The following is a 20,826-nucleotide window of genomic DNA, read 5'->3' as shown; positions in this document are numbered from 1 at the left end:
ATAAAATATACAAAGATGAACAAGTACAGCAAAAGAAGAGAAGCGTTATTATATCATGCAAAGCCATCGCCGGGGAAAATCGAGGTGGTTCCTACAAAAGCATACGCAACTCAAAGAGATCTGTCATTGGCCTATTCGCCTGGCGTTGCCGAACCTTGCCTAGAAATTGTAAAAGACGTAAACAACGTTTATAAATATACAGCCAAAGGAAATCTGGTGGCCGTAATCTCAAATGGTACAGCCGTTTTAGGGTTAGGGGATATCGGTCCGGAAGCCTCAAAACCAGTAATGGAAGGAAAAGCATTGCTGTTTAAAATTTTTGCCGATATTGATGTTTTTGACATTGAAGTAGATACAAAAGATATCGAAAAGTTTATCGAAACCGTAAAAAATATAGCGCCGACTTTTGGAGGAATCAATCTGGAAGACATCAAAGCGCCAGAATCATTTGAAATCGAAAAAAGGCTGGTAGAAGAATTGAACATTCCGGTAATGCACGACGACCAGCACGGAACCGCAATCATTTCTTCTGCGGCATTGCTGAATGCCCTAGAATTAGCCGATAAAAAAATAGAAGACGTAAAGATCGTAGTCTCAGGAGCCGGTTCGGCTGCTTTGGCTTGCGCCAACTTATATGTGTTGTTGGGCATCAACCCAGACCATATCATCATGTTTGACAAAGACGGCGTGCTTTCTTCTGACAGAACCGACTTGTCTGACCTACAGAAAAGATATTCAAAAGGACCTAAAAACATCACCTTGCAAGAAGCTTTGGTAGGTGCCGATGTGTTTCTTGGACTTTCTGCCGGAAACATCATGTCGCCAGAAATGTTATTAGGAATGGCAGCCAACCCGATCGTGTTTGCAATGGCCAACCCGATTCCAGAAATCGATTATAACGTGGCTATCGATACGCGCGAAGATATCATCATGGCTACAGGACGTTCTGACCATCCTAACCAAGTGAATAACGTATTAGGCTTCCCGTATATATTTAGAGGAGCGCTTGACGTTCGTGCTACAAAAATCAACGAAGCCATGAAAATGGCTGCGGTAAAAGCATTAGCCTTATTGGCAAAAGAATCCGTTCCGGAGCAGGTAAACATTGCTTACGGAGAAACCAAGCTGATTTTCGGAAGAGATTACATCATTCCAAAACCATTTGACCCGAGATTGATTTCGGTTGTAGCGCCTGCTGTTGCTAAAGCAGCGATGGAATCAGGTGTCGCTCTTAATCCGATACACGACTGGGCAAAATACGAAGAAGAATTGATGGAACGTCTGGGTTCTGATAACAAGATGGTGCGTCTGTTGGCCAACCGTGCCAAGACCGATCCAAAACGCGTGGTTTTTGCAGAAGCAGATCATCTGGACGTATTAAAAGCGGCTCAGATTGTTTTGGAAGAAAAAATAGGAATCCCGATTCTTCTCGGAAACCGAGAGATCATCCTAGAACTAAAAGATGAATTGGGCTTTGATGCCGATGTCGTGATTATCGATCCAAAGACTTCAGAAGAAGACGAAAGAAGATTGCGCTATGCCAATTCGTTCTGGGAATCCAGAAGACGCAAAGGGACAAGCTTGCTTGATGCCCAAAAGTGGATGCGCGAAAGAAATTATTTTGCGGCAATGATGGTCAATGAAGGCGAAGCCGATGCGTTGGTTACCGGCTATTCGCGAAGCTATCCGTCTGTCGTGAAGCCGATGATGCAGCTTATCGACAAAGCGCCTGGTGTTTCCAGAATTGCGACCACCAACATGATGATGACCAAGAGAGGCCCTATCTTTCTTTCGGATACCGCTATCAATCCGAACCCTACCGCCGACGATTTGGCAAAGATTGCCTTGATGACGGCAAAAACGGTACGCCTGTTTGGTATGGAGCCGGTCATTGCGATGGTGTCGTTCTCTAATTTTGGCTCGTCTAACGACAAGAGCGCCCAAAAAGTGTCCGAAGCCGTTTCGTACCTTCACAAATACTATCCAGATTTGACCGTAGACGGAGAAATCCAAGCCGACTTTGCATTGAATCCGGAGATGTTGCAGAAAAAATTCCCGTTTTCTAAATTAGCAGGCAAAAAAGTCAACACCCTGATTTTTCCTAATTTGGAATCGGCCAACATCAATTATAAAATGCTGAAAGAATTAGATAAAGTAGTGTCTATCGGGCCCATCATGATGGGAATGGACAAGCCGGTGCATATTTTCCAATTGGGAGCCAGTGTGGAAGAAATGGTGAACATGGCAGCCGTTGCCGTCGTGGATGCACAAGAGAAAGAAAAAAAGCACAAATCTATAAAAGTGAATTTTTAGCGTATTTTTCTGCTGATAAGCAATTAGATGAGGCACAATAAAACTTTTTCGTTACATTTGGATTTATTTAACAATTGATGATAGCGCATTTACAAGGAAAATTAGTGGAAAAGAATCCAACAGACGTAGTTATTGACTGCGGCGGAGTGGGTTATCATATCAATATTTCGCTTCATACCTATTCTTTACTTCCCGACACAGAAAACATCAAGCTTTACACGTATCTTCAGATCAAAGAAGACGCCCATACTTTGTTTGGATTTGCCGAAAAATCAGAAAGAGAAATCTTTAAGATGCTTTTGTCTGTTTCCGGCATCGGAGCCAGCATTGCCAGAACGATGCTTTCTTCTTTAGAGCCAAAACAGATCATTCAATCCATAGCTTCGGGCGATGTAGCGACCATACAGTCTATTAAAGGCATCGGAAGCAAAACAGCACAGCGAGCCATATTGGATTTGAAGGACAAAGTGTTAAAAGTGTATGATTTAGATGAAGTTTCTATTTCAGAGTACAATACAAACAAAGACGAAGCGTTATCTGCTTTGGAAGTTCTTGGATTTAACAGAAAATTGGCGGAAAAAACTGTAGAAAAGATTGTTAAGGAAAATCCAAATGCAAGCATTGAAAACATTATTAAACAAGCCTTAAAAAACTTATAATACTTGAAAACAAACTATACTAAAGGCATTACCTGTAACTTGAAAATTAGCCTATGGCTGATTTCGTTATTTTTTAGTGTAACCATACAAGCACAAGAAGATGAGGAAGTTCAGGATACTACTAAAACTGGATATTCGGTAGGAAAAGTCGAACTTAAAAACCCACCTAGTATTATTGAGGCATACACGTATGACCCGATTACCAATCGTTATATTTATACCAATACCGTAAACGGTTTTAATATAAATTATCCTGTAGTACTTACGCCAGAAGAGTATGAAGAATTGGTGCTGAGAGAATCGATGCGCAAGTATTTCAAGGAAAAATCAGATGCCATAGACGGCAAGAAAGACGGCAGCGATGCCAAGAAAAAAGACTTATTGCCTCGGTACTATGTCAATTCCAGTTTCTTTGAGACTATTTTTGGAGGAAACACGATCGACGTAAAACCGACGGGTTCTGTGGAGATGGATCTAGGAATCCGCCACACCAAACAAGACAACCCTTCCCTGTCGCCTAGAAACAGGTCGACAACCACTTTTGACTTCGACCAAAGAATCAGCATGAGCCTTACCGGTAAAGTAGGAACAAGGCTGAATGTGAATGCGAATTACGATACCGAATCGACCTTTGCCTTCCAGAACTTAATCAAATTAGAATATACTCCGACAGAAGACGATATCATACAGAAAATCGAAGTCGGTAACGTAAGCTTGCCGTTAAACAGTACGTTGATTCGTGGTGCGCAAAGCCTTTTCGGGGTTAAGGCGCAATTCCAGTTTGGAAAGACTACGATTACCGGAATTTTCTCTGAGCAAAAATCCCAAACCAAAACGGTGACGGCCCAAGGCGGAGGAACGGTACAAGAATATGAATTGTTTGCTTTGGACTATGATGCCGACAGACACTTCTTCTTATCCCAATATTTTAGAAACCAATACGACAGGTCGCTTCGAAATTATCCTTTGATCGACAGCCGTGTGCAGATTACAAGAATTGAGGTTTGGGTGACCAACCGCCAAAACAGAGTCAGCACTACAGACAACAACTTAAGAAACATTATCGCGCTTCAAGATTTAGGAGAAGCACAATTGACAGGGCAAAACGATAACGAAGTGGTATCGGTTACGCCAGTTCCTGCAGGCTTCTTTACTGCCGCTGCGAATACGCCGTCAAAAAACTCGAACAACCGATTCGACCCGGCAAAGATTGGAACGACGGGAGTCTTAAACCCTAACATTCGTGAGATTTCTACAGCGAGCTCTGGATTTACAGGCGTTACGGTAAGTGAAGGAACAGACTACTCCAAATTAGAGAATGCCAGAAAATTAGCAGCAAACGAATTTACGTTCCATCCGCAATTGGGTTATATCTCCCTTTCGCAGCGACTTTCAAACGATGAGGTCTTGGCAGTTGCCTACCAATATACGATAGGAGACCAAGTGTATCAAGTCGGTGAATTTGGTACGGATGGAGTAGATGCTACGCAAGTAAGCGACGGAATTCCGACAACACAAAGCTTGATCTTAAAGATGCTGAAAAGCAACCTGACCAACGTAAACAAGCCGGTGTGGAACTTGATGATGAAAAACATCTATTCGCTGCCGGGTGCTTACCAATTAGAGCAGGAAGATTTCAAACTGAACATCATGTACACGGACCCTTCTCCGTTGAACTATATTACGCCAGCTTCTCCAGCAGCGTCTAACCCATTGCCACCCGATGTAGAACAAACACCTTTATTGCGTGTTTTCAACGTCGACAGACTGAATTACACGAATGACCCGCAGCCTAACGGTGATGGATTCTTCGATTTCGTGCCAGGACTTACGGTCGACCAACAAAACGGTAGGATCATCTTTACCACGGTAGAGCCTTTCGGGGAGCACCTTTTCAACAAATTGAGAACAAGCCCGACGGAAGATTACGACGCGCCCGCTTTAGGAAACTACAACGGCAACCAAAACAAATACGTTTACAGAACAATGTACCGCAGCACGCAGGCTGCCGCGCTTCAAGATAGCGACAAGAACAAGTTCCAATTAAAAGGAAAATTCAAATCGACAAGCGGCGACGGTATTGCGATTGGTGCGTTCAACGTACCGCAAGGTTCGGTTACCGTAACTGCAGGAGGAAGAGTTTTGGTAGAAGGCGTTGACTATACCGTAAACTACCAGTTGGGTAGAGTAAACATCCTAGATGCGTCACTACAATCAACACCGATTGAAATCTCATTAGAGAACAACTCGGTTTTCGGACAGCAGACACGAAGATTCTTCGGGGTTAACGTAGAGCATAAATTCAATGATAAATTTATTGTTGGTGCGACCTTGCTGAAAATGAGCGAAAGGCCGTTTACGCAAAAATCAAACTACGGACAAGAATCTGTAAACAATACAATCATAGGCTTAAATACCAACTTCTCTACAGAAGTTCCGTTCTTGACGCGATTGGTAAACAAGCTGCCGAATGTCGATACCGATGTTCCTTCGAATATCTCGTTTAGGGGAGAAATTGCTTACTTAAAGCCAGATACCCCGAAAGCAGATCAATTCCAAGGAGAATCTACTATATATGTAGACGACTTTGAAGGATCGCAGACTACAATCGATATGCGTTCTCCGTTTGCATGGAGCCTTTCGAGCGTACCAGAAAAACCTACGATAAGCGACTATAATGATTTTGGAGGTTCTTTGACGACGATAAACTACGGTTTCAAAAGAGCAAAACTGGCTTGGTATTCTATCGATCCGACTTTCTACGTACAAAGACCGGGCGGCGTTACTGAAGACGACCTGAAGCTGTACAGCACAAGAAGGATTTACAGCCGAGAGCTATTCCCTGTAACGGATATTGCCGTAGGACAACAGACCGTTATCAATACATTAGACTTGACGTATTTCCCTCGCGAAAGAGGTCCTTATAACTTTAATCCTCAAGCGCAGGCAACCAACAGTTTCACGCCAGAGCAGGCTGTCGATAACTTTGGAGGTATCATGAGGGCGATCAACTCTACGAACTTTGAGCAGTCGAATGTAGAGTATATTCAATTCTGGCTTCTGGATCCGTATTATAATGACCAGAGAGGTTCTGCCAATCCGGCCAATACAGGAAAAGTATATTTCAACCTTGGAGAGATTTCGGAAGACGTTTTAAAAGACGGAAGAAAGCAATACGAGAACGGACTTCCAGGTGCCGGTTCAACACAGCAAACGTTTTCTACCATCTGGGGTAAGATTCCGATTTCGCAATCTTTGATTTATGCATTTGATACCAACAACGGTAACAGACAATTCCAAGACGTCGGTTTCGACGGTTTGAATGACGCAGAAGAAGCAGCGCAATTTCCTGCTTTTGCCTCTAATCCCGATCCAGCGGCAGATAACTACCAGTATTTCTTAAGCGCTACGGGTGATGTTATCCAGCGTTACAAAAACTACAACGGTGTTCAAGGAAACTCGCCGGTAGATTTGAGCGATACAAACAGAGGTTCTACGACTTTGCCAGATACAGAGGATATCAACAGAGACAATACGATGAACGAAATCAATGCGTATTACGAATACAGCATTGACGTACAGCCTAACATGGTTGTAGGTTCTAATCCATACATTACCGACATTAGAGAAACTACGGCAAGCATCCCTGGGCAAGAAACTACAGGAGCTCGTTGGATTCAGTTCAAGATTCCAGTATCGCAGCCAGAAAACACAGTCGGAAGCATTTCAGACTTCAGATCGATCCGTTTTATGAGAATGTTCGTGACCGGATTTAACGATCAAGTAACGTTGCGTTTCGGAGCTTTAGATTTAGTTCGTGGGGAATGGAGACGATATGTGAAAACATTAGATCCAAACGAACAAGACGACGACATCAACAATGCTGATGATACCGCTTTGGATGTATTGGCCGTAAACATTCAAGAAAATGGAGACCGTTCTCCAATCAAATACGTTACGCCTCCGGGAGTTGTGAGAGAGCAGTTGTATAACAGCAACACCATCATAAACCAAAACGAGCAGTCGCTTTCTCTACGAGTGACCAAAGCAAACCCAGGTCTTCCAGGATTGGGAGGTTTGGAGCCAGGAGATTCTAGAGGTGTATTTAAAAACGTAAGCGTTGACATGCGTCAGTTCAAGAAATTAAAAATGTTCTTGCACGCGGAAGCACTTCCTGTGCCTACAGACGTACAGCCTTTGATTGATGACCAGATGGTGGCTTTCATCCGTTTTGGTAATGACTTTACGCAGAACTTCTACCAAGTAGAGATTCCGTTGAAAGTAACGCCGCAAAGCCAATCGCTCTCAGCAGAGCAAGTCTGGCCAGAAGCGAATGAGATTGACTTGGCGTTGTCATTATTGACCAAGCTGAAAATTTTAGCCATGGATCCGAACAACACCTTGTTGGTTGAAGATGCCTTGGGAGTTAAATACGTAGACGATTTTGCATTAGATCCTTCATTAGCCGGAAGAGTGAACCCATTGCGATTAGGTATCAAAGGAAATCCTAACTTCGGATTGGTAAGAACCTTGATGGTTGGTTTGAAAAACCGCCATACCGATGATATTCGCGGAGAAGTGTGGTTCAACGAGCTTCGTCTGGCAGATATGGACAACAAAGGCGGAATGGCAGCTATCGCAAGTTTGGATAGTAACTTGGCCGATTTTGCAACCATTTCTGCAACAGGTAGAATGAGTACGCAAGGTTTCGGTTCGTTAGAGCAAGGCCCGAACGAAAGAAGCCGTGAAGACATCAAGCAATACGATATCGTGACGAACGTGAATTTAGGCAAGCTGCTTCCTAAGAAATGGGGCATCAACCTTCCGTTCAACTATGCGATCGGTGAAGAAAAGATTACTCCAGAATACGATCCGTTCAACCAAGATATCCGTTTGGATCAGTTATTAGATAATACTGCCGATGCTGCAGAAAGAAGCAACATCGAAAGCAGAGCAATTGATTATACGAAGCGAAAAAGTATCAACTTTATCGGTGTCAAAAAAGAAAGAGGAGCAGAGCAAAAGCCGCACTTCTATGACCCTGAAAACTTGACGTTGTCGTATTCATTCAACGAAACAGAGCACCATGATTATGAAATCGAGAACTTGCTAGACCAGCAAGTAAGAACGTCTGTCGATTATACTTTTGCCTTCCAGCCAAAAGCAGTCGAGCCGTTCAAGAAGACAAAATTCATGAAGAAAAGTCAGTATTGGAAACTGTTGAGCGATTTCAACTTTAATTACCTGCCTTCTACGATTTCGTTCAGCTCGAATATTATCAGACAATATAACAAGCAAGAATATAGAGACGTAGATATTCAAGGAATTGGATTGACGCCGTTGTACAGAAGAAATTATATGTTCAACTACCAGTACGGTTTCAACTATAACCTGACTAGGGCACTGAAGATTAATTATACAGCTTCTACTAATAATATTGTCCGTAATTATTTAGATGAGAACGGAGTTCCGATGGAAGACTTTACCATCTGGGATGATTTCTGGAATATTGGTGAGGCCAACCAGCACATGCAGCAGTTGGTTGTTAATTATGACCTGCCGTTGAACAAAATCCCAGCTCTTGGATTTATAAAATCGACGTATTCGTATACAGGTGATTACAGCTGGCAGCGTGCAACCGATGCGATGGCGAATATTGAGGTTGGTGGCGAAGTCTTTAGTTTAGGAAATACGATCCAAAATGCTGGTGCGCACCGATTGAATACAGCCTTGAATATGGATGTATTGTATAAATATATCGGACTGACTAAAAAGCCAAAAACGGCAACAAGACCAGCAACACAAGCGCCTCCAAAACCAGGAGAAAAAATCACGAATACGAATAAGCCACCAACATCTGGCAACAGCGTATTCATGGATGGATTGATTGGCGTCTTGACCAGCGTTAAGAACGTACAGATCAACTATACACAAAATGAAGGTACAGTACTGCCAGGATTTACGCCGGGCGTAGGTTTCTTAGGAACGACCAAACCTTCACTAGGATTCGTTTTAGGTAGCCAGGCTGATATTCGATACGAAGCAGCAAAAAGAGGCTGGTTGACGAATTATGAAGAATTCAACCAAAACTTTACGCAGGTTTCTTCTAAAGTATTGAACATGACTGCAAACGTAGATTTGTTCCCTGACTTTAAGATCGACTTGACGGCAGACCGTTCGTATACAGAAAATTTCTCGGAGCAATTTGATGCGGCTGACGGTAACTACCATTCGAGATCGCCTTACAACTATGGTAACTTCTCGATCTCGACAGTAATGATCAAGACGTCGTTCGGAAAAAGCGATGAGAATTCATCAGCGGCTTTTGATGATTTCAGAACCAACCGACTTGTTGTAGCAGATCGTTTGGCAACCAACTATTACGGAACTTCTGATTTCCCTAGAACAACAGACGGTTTCCCTGTCGGTTTCGGAAAAAACAGCCAGTCAGTATTATTGCCTTCGTTCTTGGCAGCCTATACAGGAGCAGATGCTGGCGGAATTTCGTTAGGAGCTTTCAGAAATGTGCCGATTCCAAACTGGAATGTGAAATACAACGGATTGATGCGTTATAAGTTCTTCAAAGACCGATTCAAGCGTTTCTCTTTACAGCACGGCTATAGAGCATCGTATACGATCAACTCGTTCCGTTCTAATTTTGAGTACGACCAAAACCGTGATGCGGTTGATGCAAGCGGGAACTTGTTGAGCAAGACAATCATTTCGAATGTCAACCTTGTAGAGCAGTTCAACCCATTAGTAAGAGTCGATTTCGAGATGAAGAATTCGTTCAAAGTATTGGCTGAGGTTAAAAAAGACAGAACGCTTTCCATGAGTTTTGACAACAACCTTTTGACGGAAGTAAAAGGAATGGAGTACATCATCGGTCTAGGGTATCGATTCAAGGATGTCGTGATTACGTCGCAATTGGCAGACAACCCGACAAATACGATTCGAAGCGATATCAACATCAAAGCCGATTTCTCTTTAAGAAAAGCAAATACGATTGTAAGATATCTAGATTATGATAACAACCAGCTTGCTGGAGGACAGAACATCTGGTCGCTGAAACTGACAGCAGATTACGCATTCAGCAAAAACCTGACAGCGATATTCTATTACGACCATTCGTTCTCAAAAGCAGTAATCTCGACTTCTTTCCCATTGACCAATATCCGCTCTGGTTTCACATTGCGATATAACTTTGGAAATTAATGTCGAAAACATTTTAAAAATTTATAAGTTAATAATACATTTGCCCAAAACAACAAACAATGAATATACCAGCAAATTTAAAGTACACAAAAGACCACGAGTGGGTAAGTATTGAAGGCGATATCGCAACTGTAGGAATTACAGATTTTGCACAAAAAGAATTAGGAGATATCGTTTATGTAGAGGTTGAGACTCTTGACCAAACATTAGATAAAGATGAGGTTTTTGGTACAGTAGAAGCCGTAAAGACCGTATCGGATTTATTCTTGCCGCTTTCTGGCGAAATCGTTGAATTTAACGAAACGCTTGAAACTTCTCCTGAAAAAGTAAACACAGATCCTTATGGTGACGGTTGGATGGTAAAAGTGAAAATCTCTGACGCTTCTGAAGTAGAAGGTTTGTTGGATAGCGAAGCATATAAAAGCCTAATTGGAGCCTAATAAAAAAAGAACGCTGTTTCTCATCTTGGCACTTTTTTGGACTATTTCCATTACAGTAGCCTGCTTGGTGAGCATGACAGAAGTTCCAGTAGTTAACGTCGACCAAGCCGACAAGATTGTACATCTCTGCTTTTATGCCGTTTTTTCAATCTTATGGTTCCAGTACCTGAAATCAAGCATACAAAATACAAGGACGCTTTTTCTTTCCGTGTTTTTTCTTTCTGTTTCTTTCGGGATATTGATCGAAGTATGCCAGTCTCTTTTTACAGAAAACAGGCAGGCAGATTTGAAAGATGCTATTGCGAATACGATCGGCGCGTTACTAGGACTAGCAATAATGGCGCTTTACAATAAAAGATTTAAAAATTAATCTGAAAATGTCCCGCTTCGGTGGGATTTTTTTATTTTTATCATATGGATATCAAGCAATATTTAGATTCAACTTACCTTAAGACGCCTGAACAGGCAGGAATCAGCGAAGCAGAAAACGAAGTGATTGTCAAAGGCTTTGTGCAAGAAGCAATTGATGAAGGCTTTAAGCTGATCATGATTCGCCCTGATCAAGTCAAGCTGGCAAAAAAAATGATTGTTGATGCCGGATCAAAAGTTTTGGTCGGAACGGTTATTGGTTTTCCAGAAGGGAATTATTCTTTAGAGCATAAGTTGGAAGAAGCCCAAAAAGCAGTGGAGGATGGTGCCGACGAACTGGATTTCGTATGCAATTATGAAGCCTTTAAAAAAGGAGAAATCGATCTCGTAAAAGAAGAAGTACTAAAAGGAACCCAATTGGGGCTTTCCAATCATAAAGTCGTAAAATGGATTATCGAAATTGCGGCCTTGAACAGCCAGCAGATTATGCATCTTTCCTGCTTGGTGAAAAATGTAGTAATATCCAATTTCTCAGAAGACAATTATGCTTCTGTTTTTGTCAAGTCATCAACAGGATTTTATAAGACAGAAAACAACCTTCCAAACGGAGCTACAGTTTCTGGAATCATCATGATGCTGGAAAATGCGTCGCCGCTTCCAGTAAAAGCAGCAGGAGGCGTAAGGACCCATGAAGAAGCCAAAGAAATGATTCGATTGGGCGTGAAAAGAATTGGAACTTCTTCTGCGAAAGCGATTGCAAACGGAGAAGCTGCAGATGACGATTATTAAACGACAAGCAAGACGATACATGAAAAACATCCTAAAGATTGCCATCTTGCTTTTATGCGGCCATTCCCTATTGGCCCAAAACAGAATTGGAGAAAGAGAGCAGTTTCCTGTTTTTCCAAAGTGTGAAGGCCAGCAGTCTAAAGATCTAGAAGCTTGCTTTTACAACGAGCTGCAAGATTTTGTGTTTAACAATTTCAAGATCCCACAAGAGGTTACGGATAAAAAGTATGTCGGTAAGGTCATCGTGCTTTTTGAAGTAGATACGGCTGGAGTTTTTAAAGTACAGTACGTAGATGCAGTCCATGCTTCTTTGGCAGACGAAAGCAAAAGGGTTTTTGGCCAGCTGCCGAAGATAAAGCCGGCTACGTATAACGGAAATCCTACGTATGCAAAATATACGATCAAAATTGCCATTCCATTAGAAAAGCAAGAAGCGGTCGTGTTTGCTGCTGAAAAAGAAAAAACAAATTCTATTATCAAAGACAGAAGCAAGGAGCTTACGGAATTTGATAGCATTATCTATAAGAAATTCAACAATCCGCAGTTGGAAAGCCATCTGAATATTCCTTTTTCACATAGCTTGTATGCCCAATTCGACAGGGCCTTGAATCAAGTAGGAGCGAATAACCATACGGCGTCTAAACCATATACCTATGCTGATGTTTCAAAATATTATGATCTGAATCAGGCCAATCAAGCCATCCAAAAAAACAAGCAAGGCTGGTGGGGAAGAAAATTGTGGAATGAAAACCTCGTAGCGATTCAAGGTGAAGGCTATTGGTTTACGATGAATCCTATCTTGGATTTGAGATTGGGAAAAAGCGATCCGAGCCAAGCAAACTATACTTATCAGAACACCCGCGGTATTCAAGTTCAGGGAGAGATAGGGAAAGAGTTAAGCTTTACGACAACAATCTACGAAAGTCAAGGCCGTTTTGCCGATTACTATAATCGTTATGTCGAATCTATAAAGCCTTCTGGAGGAAATCCGGCCGTTATTCCTGGGATTGGAATAGCCAAGCGATTCAAGGAAGATGCGTATGATTTTCCAATGGCGGAAGCCAACATTACATATACTCCGAGCGAATTCATTAATCTGCAGCTGGGTTATGGCAGGAATTTTTTAGGCGACGGATACCGTTCGCTATTGCAAGGCGATGGAACTAGTCCGTATCCTTTCTTTAAAATCAATACCCGTTTTTGGAAGATAAAATACACAAATACGTATATGTGGCTGAAGGACGTGCGCCAAGAAGCTACGGAAGACAATACCTATGCCACAAAATTCATGGCAAACCACTACCTGAGCTGGAACATAACAAAAAGATGGAATCTTGGTTTCTTTGAATCCGTAGTATGGTCGAACCAAAATGACCGTGGTTTTGATGCTAGTTTTATAAATCCGATAATTTTTTACAGAGCGGTTGAATTTTCATCGTCGTCAAAAAGCGGTAATGCACTTTTGGGGCTGACATCAAAATACAAATTCAGTAATCAAATTCAGTTCTACGGACAGTTCTTGCTGGATGAATTTTCAGTTTCAGACATGAAAGCAGGAGAAAAAAGCTGGAAAAATAAGTTTGGCTACCAATTAGGTGCGAAATATTTCGATGCTTTTAATATTGATAACCTATTGCTACAGTTGGAATACAATCACGTGCGTCCGTATGTGTATGCCCATAGCGATCCTTTGACGAATTATGCGCATAGCAACCAAAGCATGGGGCATCAATGGGGAGGCAATTTTAAAGAATTTATAGCTGTTGCCCGGTATTTCAAAGGAAGATGGTTTGCCGATGCAAAATTAACATACGGTAAAAGAGGCTTGGATTTCGACACCGAAGACAATAATTTCAATTACGGAGGGAATATTTATAAGGACTATGAAATCGGAAGGCCTTTTGATACCGGAGTCAAGACGGGCCAAGGAAACGAGACAACGATTCTTATTGCAGATTTGCAGGCTGGTTATCTCATCAATCCGTCAACAAACCTGAAGCTTTTTGCTGGTTTGGTGTACCGAAATTTTAACCCGAAGATGGACACGGAAACTACTTTTAAAGAAAATACGACTTGGTTTTCTGTTGGTTTGAGAGCCGATATCTTTAACTGGTATTTTGATTATTAATTGATTTTTAGAGTTTCTAAAGCGTCTTAAAGAAAAATAGTTTTTCATTAAAAAATCTGTTTTTATAAAACCTTTGTTTTTTGTGATTAGTTTTTTGTGATTTTCTTTCTGAACCAGTATCTTTGCGCAAGATTTCAAAATCCAAATGAAAGCAGCATTGAGCACTACAGCAAATAACTTTTCCTTAAAATCCCTCTATATAGATTTCAGAGAAATCACGAAGGCAAGATTGGCAGTTAGCGTAGTTTTTTCTTCTATTGCCGGATATCTGCTTGGTTTTGACGAAAACCATCCATTTCAATGGTCGCTTTTGATCATGCTTTCGATAGGAGGCTACTGCATGGTTGGTGCTTCTAATGCATTCAATCAAATCATCGAAAAAGACTTAGATGCTTTGATGGATAGGACTAAAAACCGTCCTGTTCCTTCAGGAAGAATGTCGGTGAATACAGCTTTTATCATTGCCTGTGCCTTGACTATTCTTGGTTTGGTGATTCTTTACAATATCAACCCTAAGACAGCAATGTTCGGGGCTATTTCAATTTTTCTATATACCAGTGTCTATACGCCTTTAAAAACAAAGACACCTTTGTCTGTTTTTGTAGGTGCTTTTCCAGGAGCCATTCCGTTTATGTTAGGCTGGGTTGCTGCGACAGATGATTTCGGAATTGAAGCGGGAACGCTTTTCTTGATTCAATTTTTCTGGCAATTCCCACATTTTTGGGCCATAGGCTGGTTTTTATTCGACGATTATAAAAAAGCAGGCTTCTTTATGCTTCCGACAGGAAAGAAAGACAAGACTACTGCGACTCAAATTATATTGTATACGATCTGGCTTATTGTTGCCTCTCTTTTTCCGGCCTTCTTTCCGCTCATCGGATTGGTAGGAAGCAAGCTGCAATTGAGTCCGGTTGCTGCGATTATCGTACTTCTATTAGGAATATGGATGTTGGTTTACGCAGTAAAATTATACAAGTCTAGAGAAACAAAAGCGGCGCGAACATTAATGCTTGTGAGCGTTTCATATATCACCCTGCTACAGATTGTTTATATAGCAGATAAATTTTTACGATAATGGAAATGGCAATTAAAGGAATGACTGCTACGGAGCATAAAGAAAGAAAAGCAAGATCGTATAAACTGATTTTGTGGTTTGCTATGATTAGCATGACGATGATGTTTGCTGGTTTGACTAGTGCGTATGTCGTTAGTGCTTCAAGACCCGATTGGCTTAAAGATTTTGATTTGCCAAGCGCATTTATTGCTAGTACGATCGTAATCATTTTGAGCAGTCTGACGTTTCATTTTGCAAAGAAAGCCATCCAAAAAGACAATAGAAGCTTGACAACTTCGCTGTTGCTGGTGACTTTTGCATTGGGATTGCTTTTCGTCTTCTTGCAATTTGAAGGCTTTAATCAAATGATCGCAATGGGCCTAAATCCTACAGGTCCAACAAGTACCGTGACTACTTCTTTTATCTATGTTGTGGTGTTGGTTCACTTTGCCCACCTTTTCGGGGGCTTGATATCACTTTTAATCATAATTTATAATCATTTTAAACAAAAATACAATTCAGGTCAAACCCTTGGAATAGAGCTAGGTGCGATGTTTTGGCACTTTCTTGACTTCTTGTGGCTGTATTTGTTTTTATTTTTATATTTCTTTAAATAAGAAAAAAACGTAAATTTGGGAACTTTTTAACTAATAACTTTTATGGGAGCGACTGTTACTACTGCAAATAGTGAAGGTAAAACTTGGGGAGGCGGCAATGAGCCGATGGGAATTAATTATGGCAAAATGATGATGTGGTTTTTCATCGTTTCTGATGCCTTAACATTCTCTGGATTTCTTGCTGCGTATGGTTTTTCAAGATATAAATTCATTGAAACTTGGCCTTTGGCGGACGAGGTTTTCAACCACTTTCCATTTATGCACGGCGTGAACGCTCCGATGTACTATGTGGCCTTGATGACATTCATCTTGATTTTCTCTTCTGTAACGATGGTTTTGGCTGTTGATGCCGGACACCAAATGAAAAAACAGAAAGTGGCAATCTATATGTTTCTTACCATTATTGGTGGTGGAATTTTCTTGGGCTCGCAAGCTTGGGAGTGGAAAAACTTCATTAAAGGTGAATATGGTGCTATCGAAACTAAAGGAGGAAGCATCCTTCAATTCGTAAATGCAAAAGGCGAAAGAGTAAAATTAGAAGATTTTGCAGCAACGCTTCACGAAGATAGAGAGCAATTGACAAGAAATAAAGGTGTTTGGTTTTCAAGCGAAAGCTCATTGCCTAGATATTCTGTTAATGAAGTAGTAGAAGGATTCAAGGCACGTCCAGATCTTTTGGTTAGAACTGAAATTATCTATCACCCAACGCAAGCCAATTTAAAAGATACAAGATTACATCCAGAATTAAATAAATCAACTCACAAGCACAAGACAATCTTGACTAGAGAAGAATCTCTAAAAAGACTTGCAGATGCTCACTATGTTGTTGAAGGCGCTAACTTGATCAGAAACGAATACGGCCAAAAATTATTTGCCAACTTCTTTTTCTTTATTACAGGTTTCCACGGATTCCACGTTTTCACAGGAGTCTTGATTAACGTTTTGATTTTCTTAAATGTCGTTCTTGGAACGTATGAAAAAAGAAGAAGCTACGAAATGGTTGAGAAAGTGGGACTTTACTGGCACTTTGTCGATTTAGTTTGGGTATTTGTATTTACATTCTTCTACTTAGTTTAATTTTTTAGAATTATTATTATGGCACACGAGCACGTTTCTAATACGAAAAGAATTTGGTTGGTTTTTGCAATATTGTCTGTTGTAACCATCGTAGAGGTCGCATTTGGTATATTCAAACCAGCTATTTTGCACGACACATTGTTTCTTCAAATGAATTTGCTGAACTGGCTTTTCATCACGTTGACAATATATAAAGCATATTATATCGTTTGGGCATTTATGCACCTTGAAGGCGAGAAAAGTAATCTTAGGTGGAGTATTGTGGCACCTTTAGTTTTCTTAATTATCTATTTAGTGTTCATCTTACTAGTTGAAGGTAATTATATTTTTGATGTGTTCAAGAGTTCTCAGATAAAATGGAATTTTTAACAGCATATTAAATCACAAAAAAAGACGGTATTACACCGTCTTTTTTTATTTTTGCACTGCAATAACCTCTTCATTCCAATGAAAAAAAATATAGTCCTTTTCACGCTGTTTATACTTCCAATTGTTGCTTATCTTTTTTTTGCTTCCGGTATCAATAGTTTTGCAAAACTTCCGACTATAACTGAAAAAATTCCTGACATTTCGCAATGGAAAACGGCTGATGGGAAAACCGTAACCCTTAACGATAAGATTACGATTTTAGGCTTTACAGGAAGCAAGGTCATCTATAACGAAGGAAACTTTTTTAACCTAAACCAGAAGATTTACAATAAAAATAAAAACTTTAAGGACTTCCAATTTGTAATGGTTGCTCCAAAAGGAAGCGAAGGCCAGGTTCAGGAATTAATGGATAAGCTAAAGCCGATTGCAGAAGACAAAGATATTTCTAAATGGATTTTTGTTTTTGGGGCTCCAGACGAAATAAAAGACTATTATTCGAAATTAAATTTGGTCGGGCAGCTTGATGCAAATTCAGGAACTGCCAATGTCTATATCGTTGACAAGGAAAGAAACTTGAGAGGAAGAAAAGGAAAAAACCTTGAAGGCAAAAACGAATACAAAGAAGGCTATAATACTATTTCTGCTGCCGACTTGCACAACGAGATGAGCGACGATGTCAAGATTATTCTTTACGAATATCGCGCTGCCTTGAAAAAGAACAATCCAAAAACAGAAATGAAAAGGAAGATATAACTAACAAGATGAAAAATAAATCATACATCGGCATTTCGTTTATTATTTTGGTTTTCGGAATTTATGCGATTCCAAAAATCATCGATAGGATAAAAAACGATGACATTTCGGTACAAGACAGATTGAATGTTCCTGTAAAAGAAAAAAAATCGGACGAAGCTAAAAACATCGTCAAGATTGGTGCGGCGCCAAAATTTAGCTTGACGGATCAGAACGGAAAAACAATTTCAAATAAAGATTTTGAAGGTAAAGTTTATGTAGTAGAATTTTTCTTCTCGACCTGTCCATCCATCTGTCCAGTGATGAATCAGAATATGCTGTTGATTGAAGACGAATTTGGAAAGAATGCTGATTTCGGAATCGCTTCTTTTACCATCAATCCAGAAAATGACACGCCTGAAGTTTTGAAGAAACACGCAGAGCAATTAGGAGTAAGTTCTCCAAATTGGCATTTCCTTACTGGCGACCAAGAATATATTTACAACATCGCAAATAAAGGATTTAATATTTATGCTGGCGAAAGCAAGAAAGAAGGCGATGCTGGATTTGAACATTCAGGCTATTTTGCTTTAGTCGATAAAAAAGGCAATATCCGAAGCCGGAAAGATAAATCAGGAAATCCAATTATTTTTTATACCGGCTTAAATTATAAAGACAAAGAAGGCTTCCAAGATGATTTGCAAGGAAAATACAAGCCAGGCATTCATGCCATCAAGGAAGATATAGCAATTTTATTAGAAGAATAAGTATGGAGAATAATTTGAATGCTGTTGAGCTGAAATATAGAAAATGGATTATTGTATTGTCTGTAGCCATTCCTGTCGTAGTAGCTATTCTTTTTGGCGTAAAGCTGAAAGATTTTGGGTATGATGTAGAACCTTTATCATTTCTGCCGCCGATCTATGCAACGATAAATGGAATCACTGCGGTGCTTCTAGTTACGGCTGTGTGGGCAATCAAGAACGGCAAAAGACAATTGCACGAAAATTTAATGAAAACGGCTATCGGATGCTCTGTAGCTTTTCTAGCAATGTATGTGGCGTATCACATGACGGCCGATAGTACTCCGTATGGAGGAGAAGGAGCTCTAAGATATGTGTATTTTTTCATACTGTTGACGCACATTCTTTTGTCAATCATTATCATTCCTTTTGTTCTCATAACGTATGTAAGAGCGTTGGCAGAACGATTTGACAAACACAGAAAGCTGGCAAGGATAACCTATCCTATGTGGCTTTATGTAGCAGTTACCGGAGTTATTGTTTACTTGATGATTTCGCCATATTATGCACACTAAAAAAATATCTATATTCCTGTTTCTGGCTTTGCTGTTCTTTTCATTGGACTCAAACGCCCAATGTGCCATGTGCCGTGCGGTTTTAGAAACAGAAGAAGGCGGTATAAAAGCAGAAGCGGTCAATGACGGAATCGTCTATCTCATGGTTATTCCCTATATATTAGTCGGAATCTTGGGATATGCAATCTATAAAATGAAAACAAAAAAAAAGCCTGAAGAATAATTCAGGCTTTTTTTTATTTTAATCCATCGATACTGACATCTACTTTTCCGTTAACGCTGATAAAAGCAATAATGGCCCTGTTAGTAAGCTGTATCCTTTTGAATTCGATATCATCAATGGTGCCATTTACAAAAACGCCCGGCATTGGAGAGTAGTTTTTTAAATAGCCCATCATGTTTTTCTTGCCTTCTTCTAAATTAGGCTTGATCGAATAACGACAGCTTTCCTGCATCTTTCTCAATATGATTCCGGAAGCCAGCCAGTTTGCGGTCTTTATCAACTTATTTTTAGTGTCCAGCACATAATCAAGCTGGTCGAAATAAATTTCTTTCGTAGCATCATTATACTGTGGAAATCCGGAAAGATAGATAGTTCCGTTGATAGAGCCCAAAAGGTCCAGCGCGATAATCATCTTGTTGTTTTTTTGCCAGATGTCTACTTTTTGAACAGTCACTTTTTTCTTTCCAGAACCAAATTCTTGTCCCTGAAAGTTTTTAGTCATTAATTTCGAAGCGTCCTGATACGTAGAAACAGCTGCAATATTGGCAGAAATATGATCCGGCATTTTGGTTACTGGCTTTAAGACCATCTTGTCTCTGTCGAGCTTGTTTTTTGGTTGCTGTCCAACCACTGTTTCCATGATGCATTTCAAGCCCATCTCAAAAGAAATGATTTCTTTTTGAAGCTTGGCATCAGTCGTATAAAGTTCGATTGGCACAATTCGAAGCCATGAATCATATGTCTCGCTCATCTGAAATGGCGTACATATTTTTTCTAGGGCATCCAGCACATTAGGCTTGAAGTCCATTGATTTTTTGATGGCTTCGTCCAGATTGTTCTCGATTTTCGACTTAAAAATACGAATGGCTGGATTAATCAGATACGTAATCGCAACATTTTTCCCGCCAATGACTATAGTCGGGCTTTCATTCCATTCCAGTGATTTTATGGTCGTGTTGGTGTTCATCTTCCAATTGGTCAGTCCTACATCGCTTAGCAGAGTGACAACACCATTCATGTTTATTTCTCGGGTGTCATAAAGTTCTATCCCAAGTTTGTTGATTCCGTATCTGTAATGGATGTTGATTTTTAAAGGAAGTACCGTTTTGATTTTTCCTTTTTCTTCAGAAATTTTTATGGCAGAAAGTTTCCAAACTTTCATCTGTATATCATCATCCTCTATGTTTTTGTCCTCATAAATCACGTCGTTCAAGAGCCTGTTAGTCTGATTTTCGATGTCCTTGAGTTTTATTTTTACGGGGAGGTTGATGAATGATGTCGAATTTTCATATACCAAAGGCGAAGCATCATCTGGTTCAGGTTTTAAGGCTTCGATTTGCTTTGAAGTAGAACAGCCGCTGATGAGAAAGAGTGTTAGTAATGAGATTGATAGGCCTAGGAATTTACCCATATCTTTAATGTTTTAATTTTGAAGTAAATGTAAATTTATTTTTTAATATCTTTCTAAAAAAAATCTGTAACAGATTCCCGATTTAAAAGTCTAATTAGTTTTATTAAGTAAG

General features: G+C 40.2%; 16 protein-coding genes. 15 read left to right on the top strand and 1 reads right to left on the bottom strand.

The window, feature by feature from the left end:
• Positions 1-15: 15 nt before the first annotated feature.
• The 15 genes from OLM56_RS01475 (at position 16) to OLM56_RS01405 (ending at position 19,303) form a co-directional block, all read left to right on the top strand.
• Positions 16-2,313 carry an NADP-dependent malic enzyme gene (locus tag OLM56_RS01475; RefSeq protein ID WP_121375295.1) on the top strand — a complete coding sequence of 766 codons (2,298 nt, stop codon included), beginning with the start codon at positions 16-18 and terminating at the stop codon, positions 2,311-2,313.
• Between the two features lie 77 nt (positions 2,314-2,390).
• Positions 2,391-2,972 carry a Holliday junction branch migration protein RuvA gene (gene ruvA, locus OLM56_RS01470; protein WP_121375294.1) on the top strand — a complete coding sequence of 194 codons (582 nt, stop codon included), beginning with the start codon at positions 2,391-2,393 and terminating at the stop codon, positions 2,970-2,972.
• Between the two features lie 3 nt (positions 2,973-2,975).
• On the top strand, positions 2,976-10,187 hold the full coding sequence (gene sprA, locus OLM56_RS01465) for a cell surface protein SprA (protein WP_264528078.1): 7,212 nt from the start codon (positions 2,976-2,978) through the stop codon (positions 10,185-10,187).
• A 59-nt stretch (positions 10,188-10,246) separates the two neighbouring features.
• Positions 10,247-10,627, top strand: a complete 381-nt coding sequence (gene gcvH, locus OLM56_RS01460) for a glycine cleavage system protein GcvH (protein ID WP_121375292.1) — start codon at positions 10,247-10,249, stop codon at positions 10,625-10,627.
• Positions 10,617-10,997: a VanZ family protein gene (locus OLM56_RS01455; RefSeq protein WP_170148747.1), complete on the top strand. Its 381-nt coding sequence runs from the start codon at positions 10,617-10,619 to the stop codon at positions 10,995-10,997. Before gcvH ends, OLM56_RS01455 begins: the two co-directional genes overlap by 11 nt.
• A gap of 44 nt (positions 10,998-11,041) precedes the next feature.
• Entirely contained in the window at positions 11,042-11,785 is a 744-nt protein-coding gene (deoC, locus tag OLM56_RS01450) for a deoxyribose-phosphate aldolase (protein WP_264528077.1), read from the top strand.
• A 19-nt stretch (positions 11,786-11,804) separates the two neighbouring features.
• The gene (locus tag OLM56_RS01445) at positions 11,805-13,913 is read left to right on the top strand and encodes a gliding motility protein RemB (RefSeq protein ID WP_264528076.1); all 2,109 of its coding nucleotides are present in this window, start codon (positions 11,805-11,807) and stop codon (positions 13,911-13,913) included.
• 145 nt (positions 13,914-14,058) lie between these two features.
• Positions 14,059-14,988 carry a heme o synthase gene (cyoE, locus tag OLM56_RS01440; protein ID WP_264528075.1) on the top strand — a complete coding sequence of 310 codons (930 nt, stop codon included), beginning with the start codon at positions 14,059-14,061 and terminating at the stop codon, positions 14,986-14,988.
• Positions 14,988-15,584, top strand: coding sequence for a heme-copper oxidase subunit III (locus OLM56_RS01435; protein WP_264528074.1), 597 nt, complete (start codon positions 14,988-14,990; stop codon positions 15,582-15,584). The genes cyoE and OLM56_RS01435 overlap by 1 nt, the downstream gene beginning before the upstream one ends.
• 42 nt (positions 15,585-15,626) lie before the next feature.
• Complete coding sequence (locus OLM56_RS01430) at positions 15,627-16,661, top strand: cytochrome c oxidase subunit 3 (protein ID WP_182492829.1); 1,035 nt, start codon at positions 15,627-15,629, stop codon at positions 16,659-16,661.
• Between the two features lie 18 nt (positions 16,662-16,679).
• Positions 16,680-17,030: a cytochrome C oxidase subunit IV family protein gene (locus OLM56_RS01425; RefSeq protein WP_121375286.1), complete on the top strand. Its 351-nt coding sequence runs from the start codon at positions 16,680-16,682 to the stop codon at positions 17,028-17,030.
• Between the two features lie 78 nt (positions 17,031-17,108).
• On the top strand, positions 17,109-17,783 hold the full coding sequence (locus OLM56_RS01420) for a hypothetical protein (protein ID WP_182492828.1): 675 nt from the start codon (positions 17,109-17,111) through the stop codon (positions 17,781-17,783).
• A gap of 8 nt (positions 17,784-17,791) precedes the next feature.
• Positions 17,792-18,529 carry an SCO family protein gene (locus OLM56_RS01415; protein ID WP_264528073.1) on the top strand — a complete coding sequence of 246 codons (738 nt, stop codon included), beginning with the start codon at positions 17,792-17,794 and terminating at the stop codon, positions 18,527-18,529.
• Between the two features lie 2 nt (positions 18,530-18,531).
• Positions 18,532-19,080, top strand: coding sequence for a DUF420 domain-containing protein (locus tag OLM56_RS01410; RefSeq protein WP_121375283.1), 549 nt, complete (start codon positions 18,532-18,534; stop codon positions 19,078-19,080).
• Positions 19,070-19,303 carry a hypothetical protein gene (locus tag OLM56_RS01405; RefSeq protein ID WP_264528072.1) on the top strand — a complete coding sequence of 78 codons (234 nt, stop codon included), beginning with the start codon at positions 19,070-19,072 and terminating at the stop codon, positions 19,301-19,303. The genes OLM56_RS01410 and OLM56_RS01405 overlap by 11 nt, the downstream gene beginning before the upstream one ends.
• Before the next feature lie 13 nt (positions 19,304-19,316).
• Here the strand turns inward: OLM56_RS01405 and OLM56_RS01400 are convergent, their stop codons facing one another.
• The gene (locus tag OLM56_RS01400; protein ID WP_121375282.1) at positions 19,317-20,714 is read right to left on the bottom strand and encodes a DUF4403 family protein; all 1,398 of its coding nucleotides are present in this window, start codon (positions 20,712-20,714) and stop codon (positions 19,317-19,319) included.
• Positions 20,715-20,826: the final 112 nt, after the last annotated feature.

This window comes from Flavobacterium sp. N2550 (assembly GCF_025947265.1).
Taxonomy (GTDB): domain Bacteria; phylum Bacteroidota; class Bacteroidia; order Flavobacteriales; family Flavobacteriaceae; genus Flavobacterium; species Flavobacterium endophyticum.
This window is presented reverse-complemented; position numbering and strand designations above follow the sequence as displayed.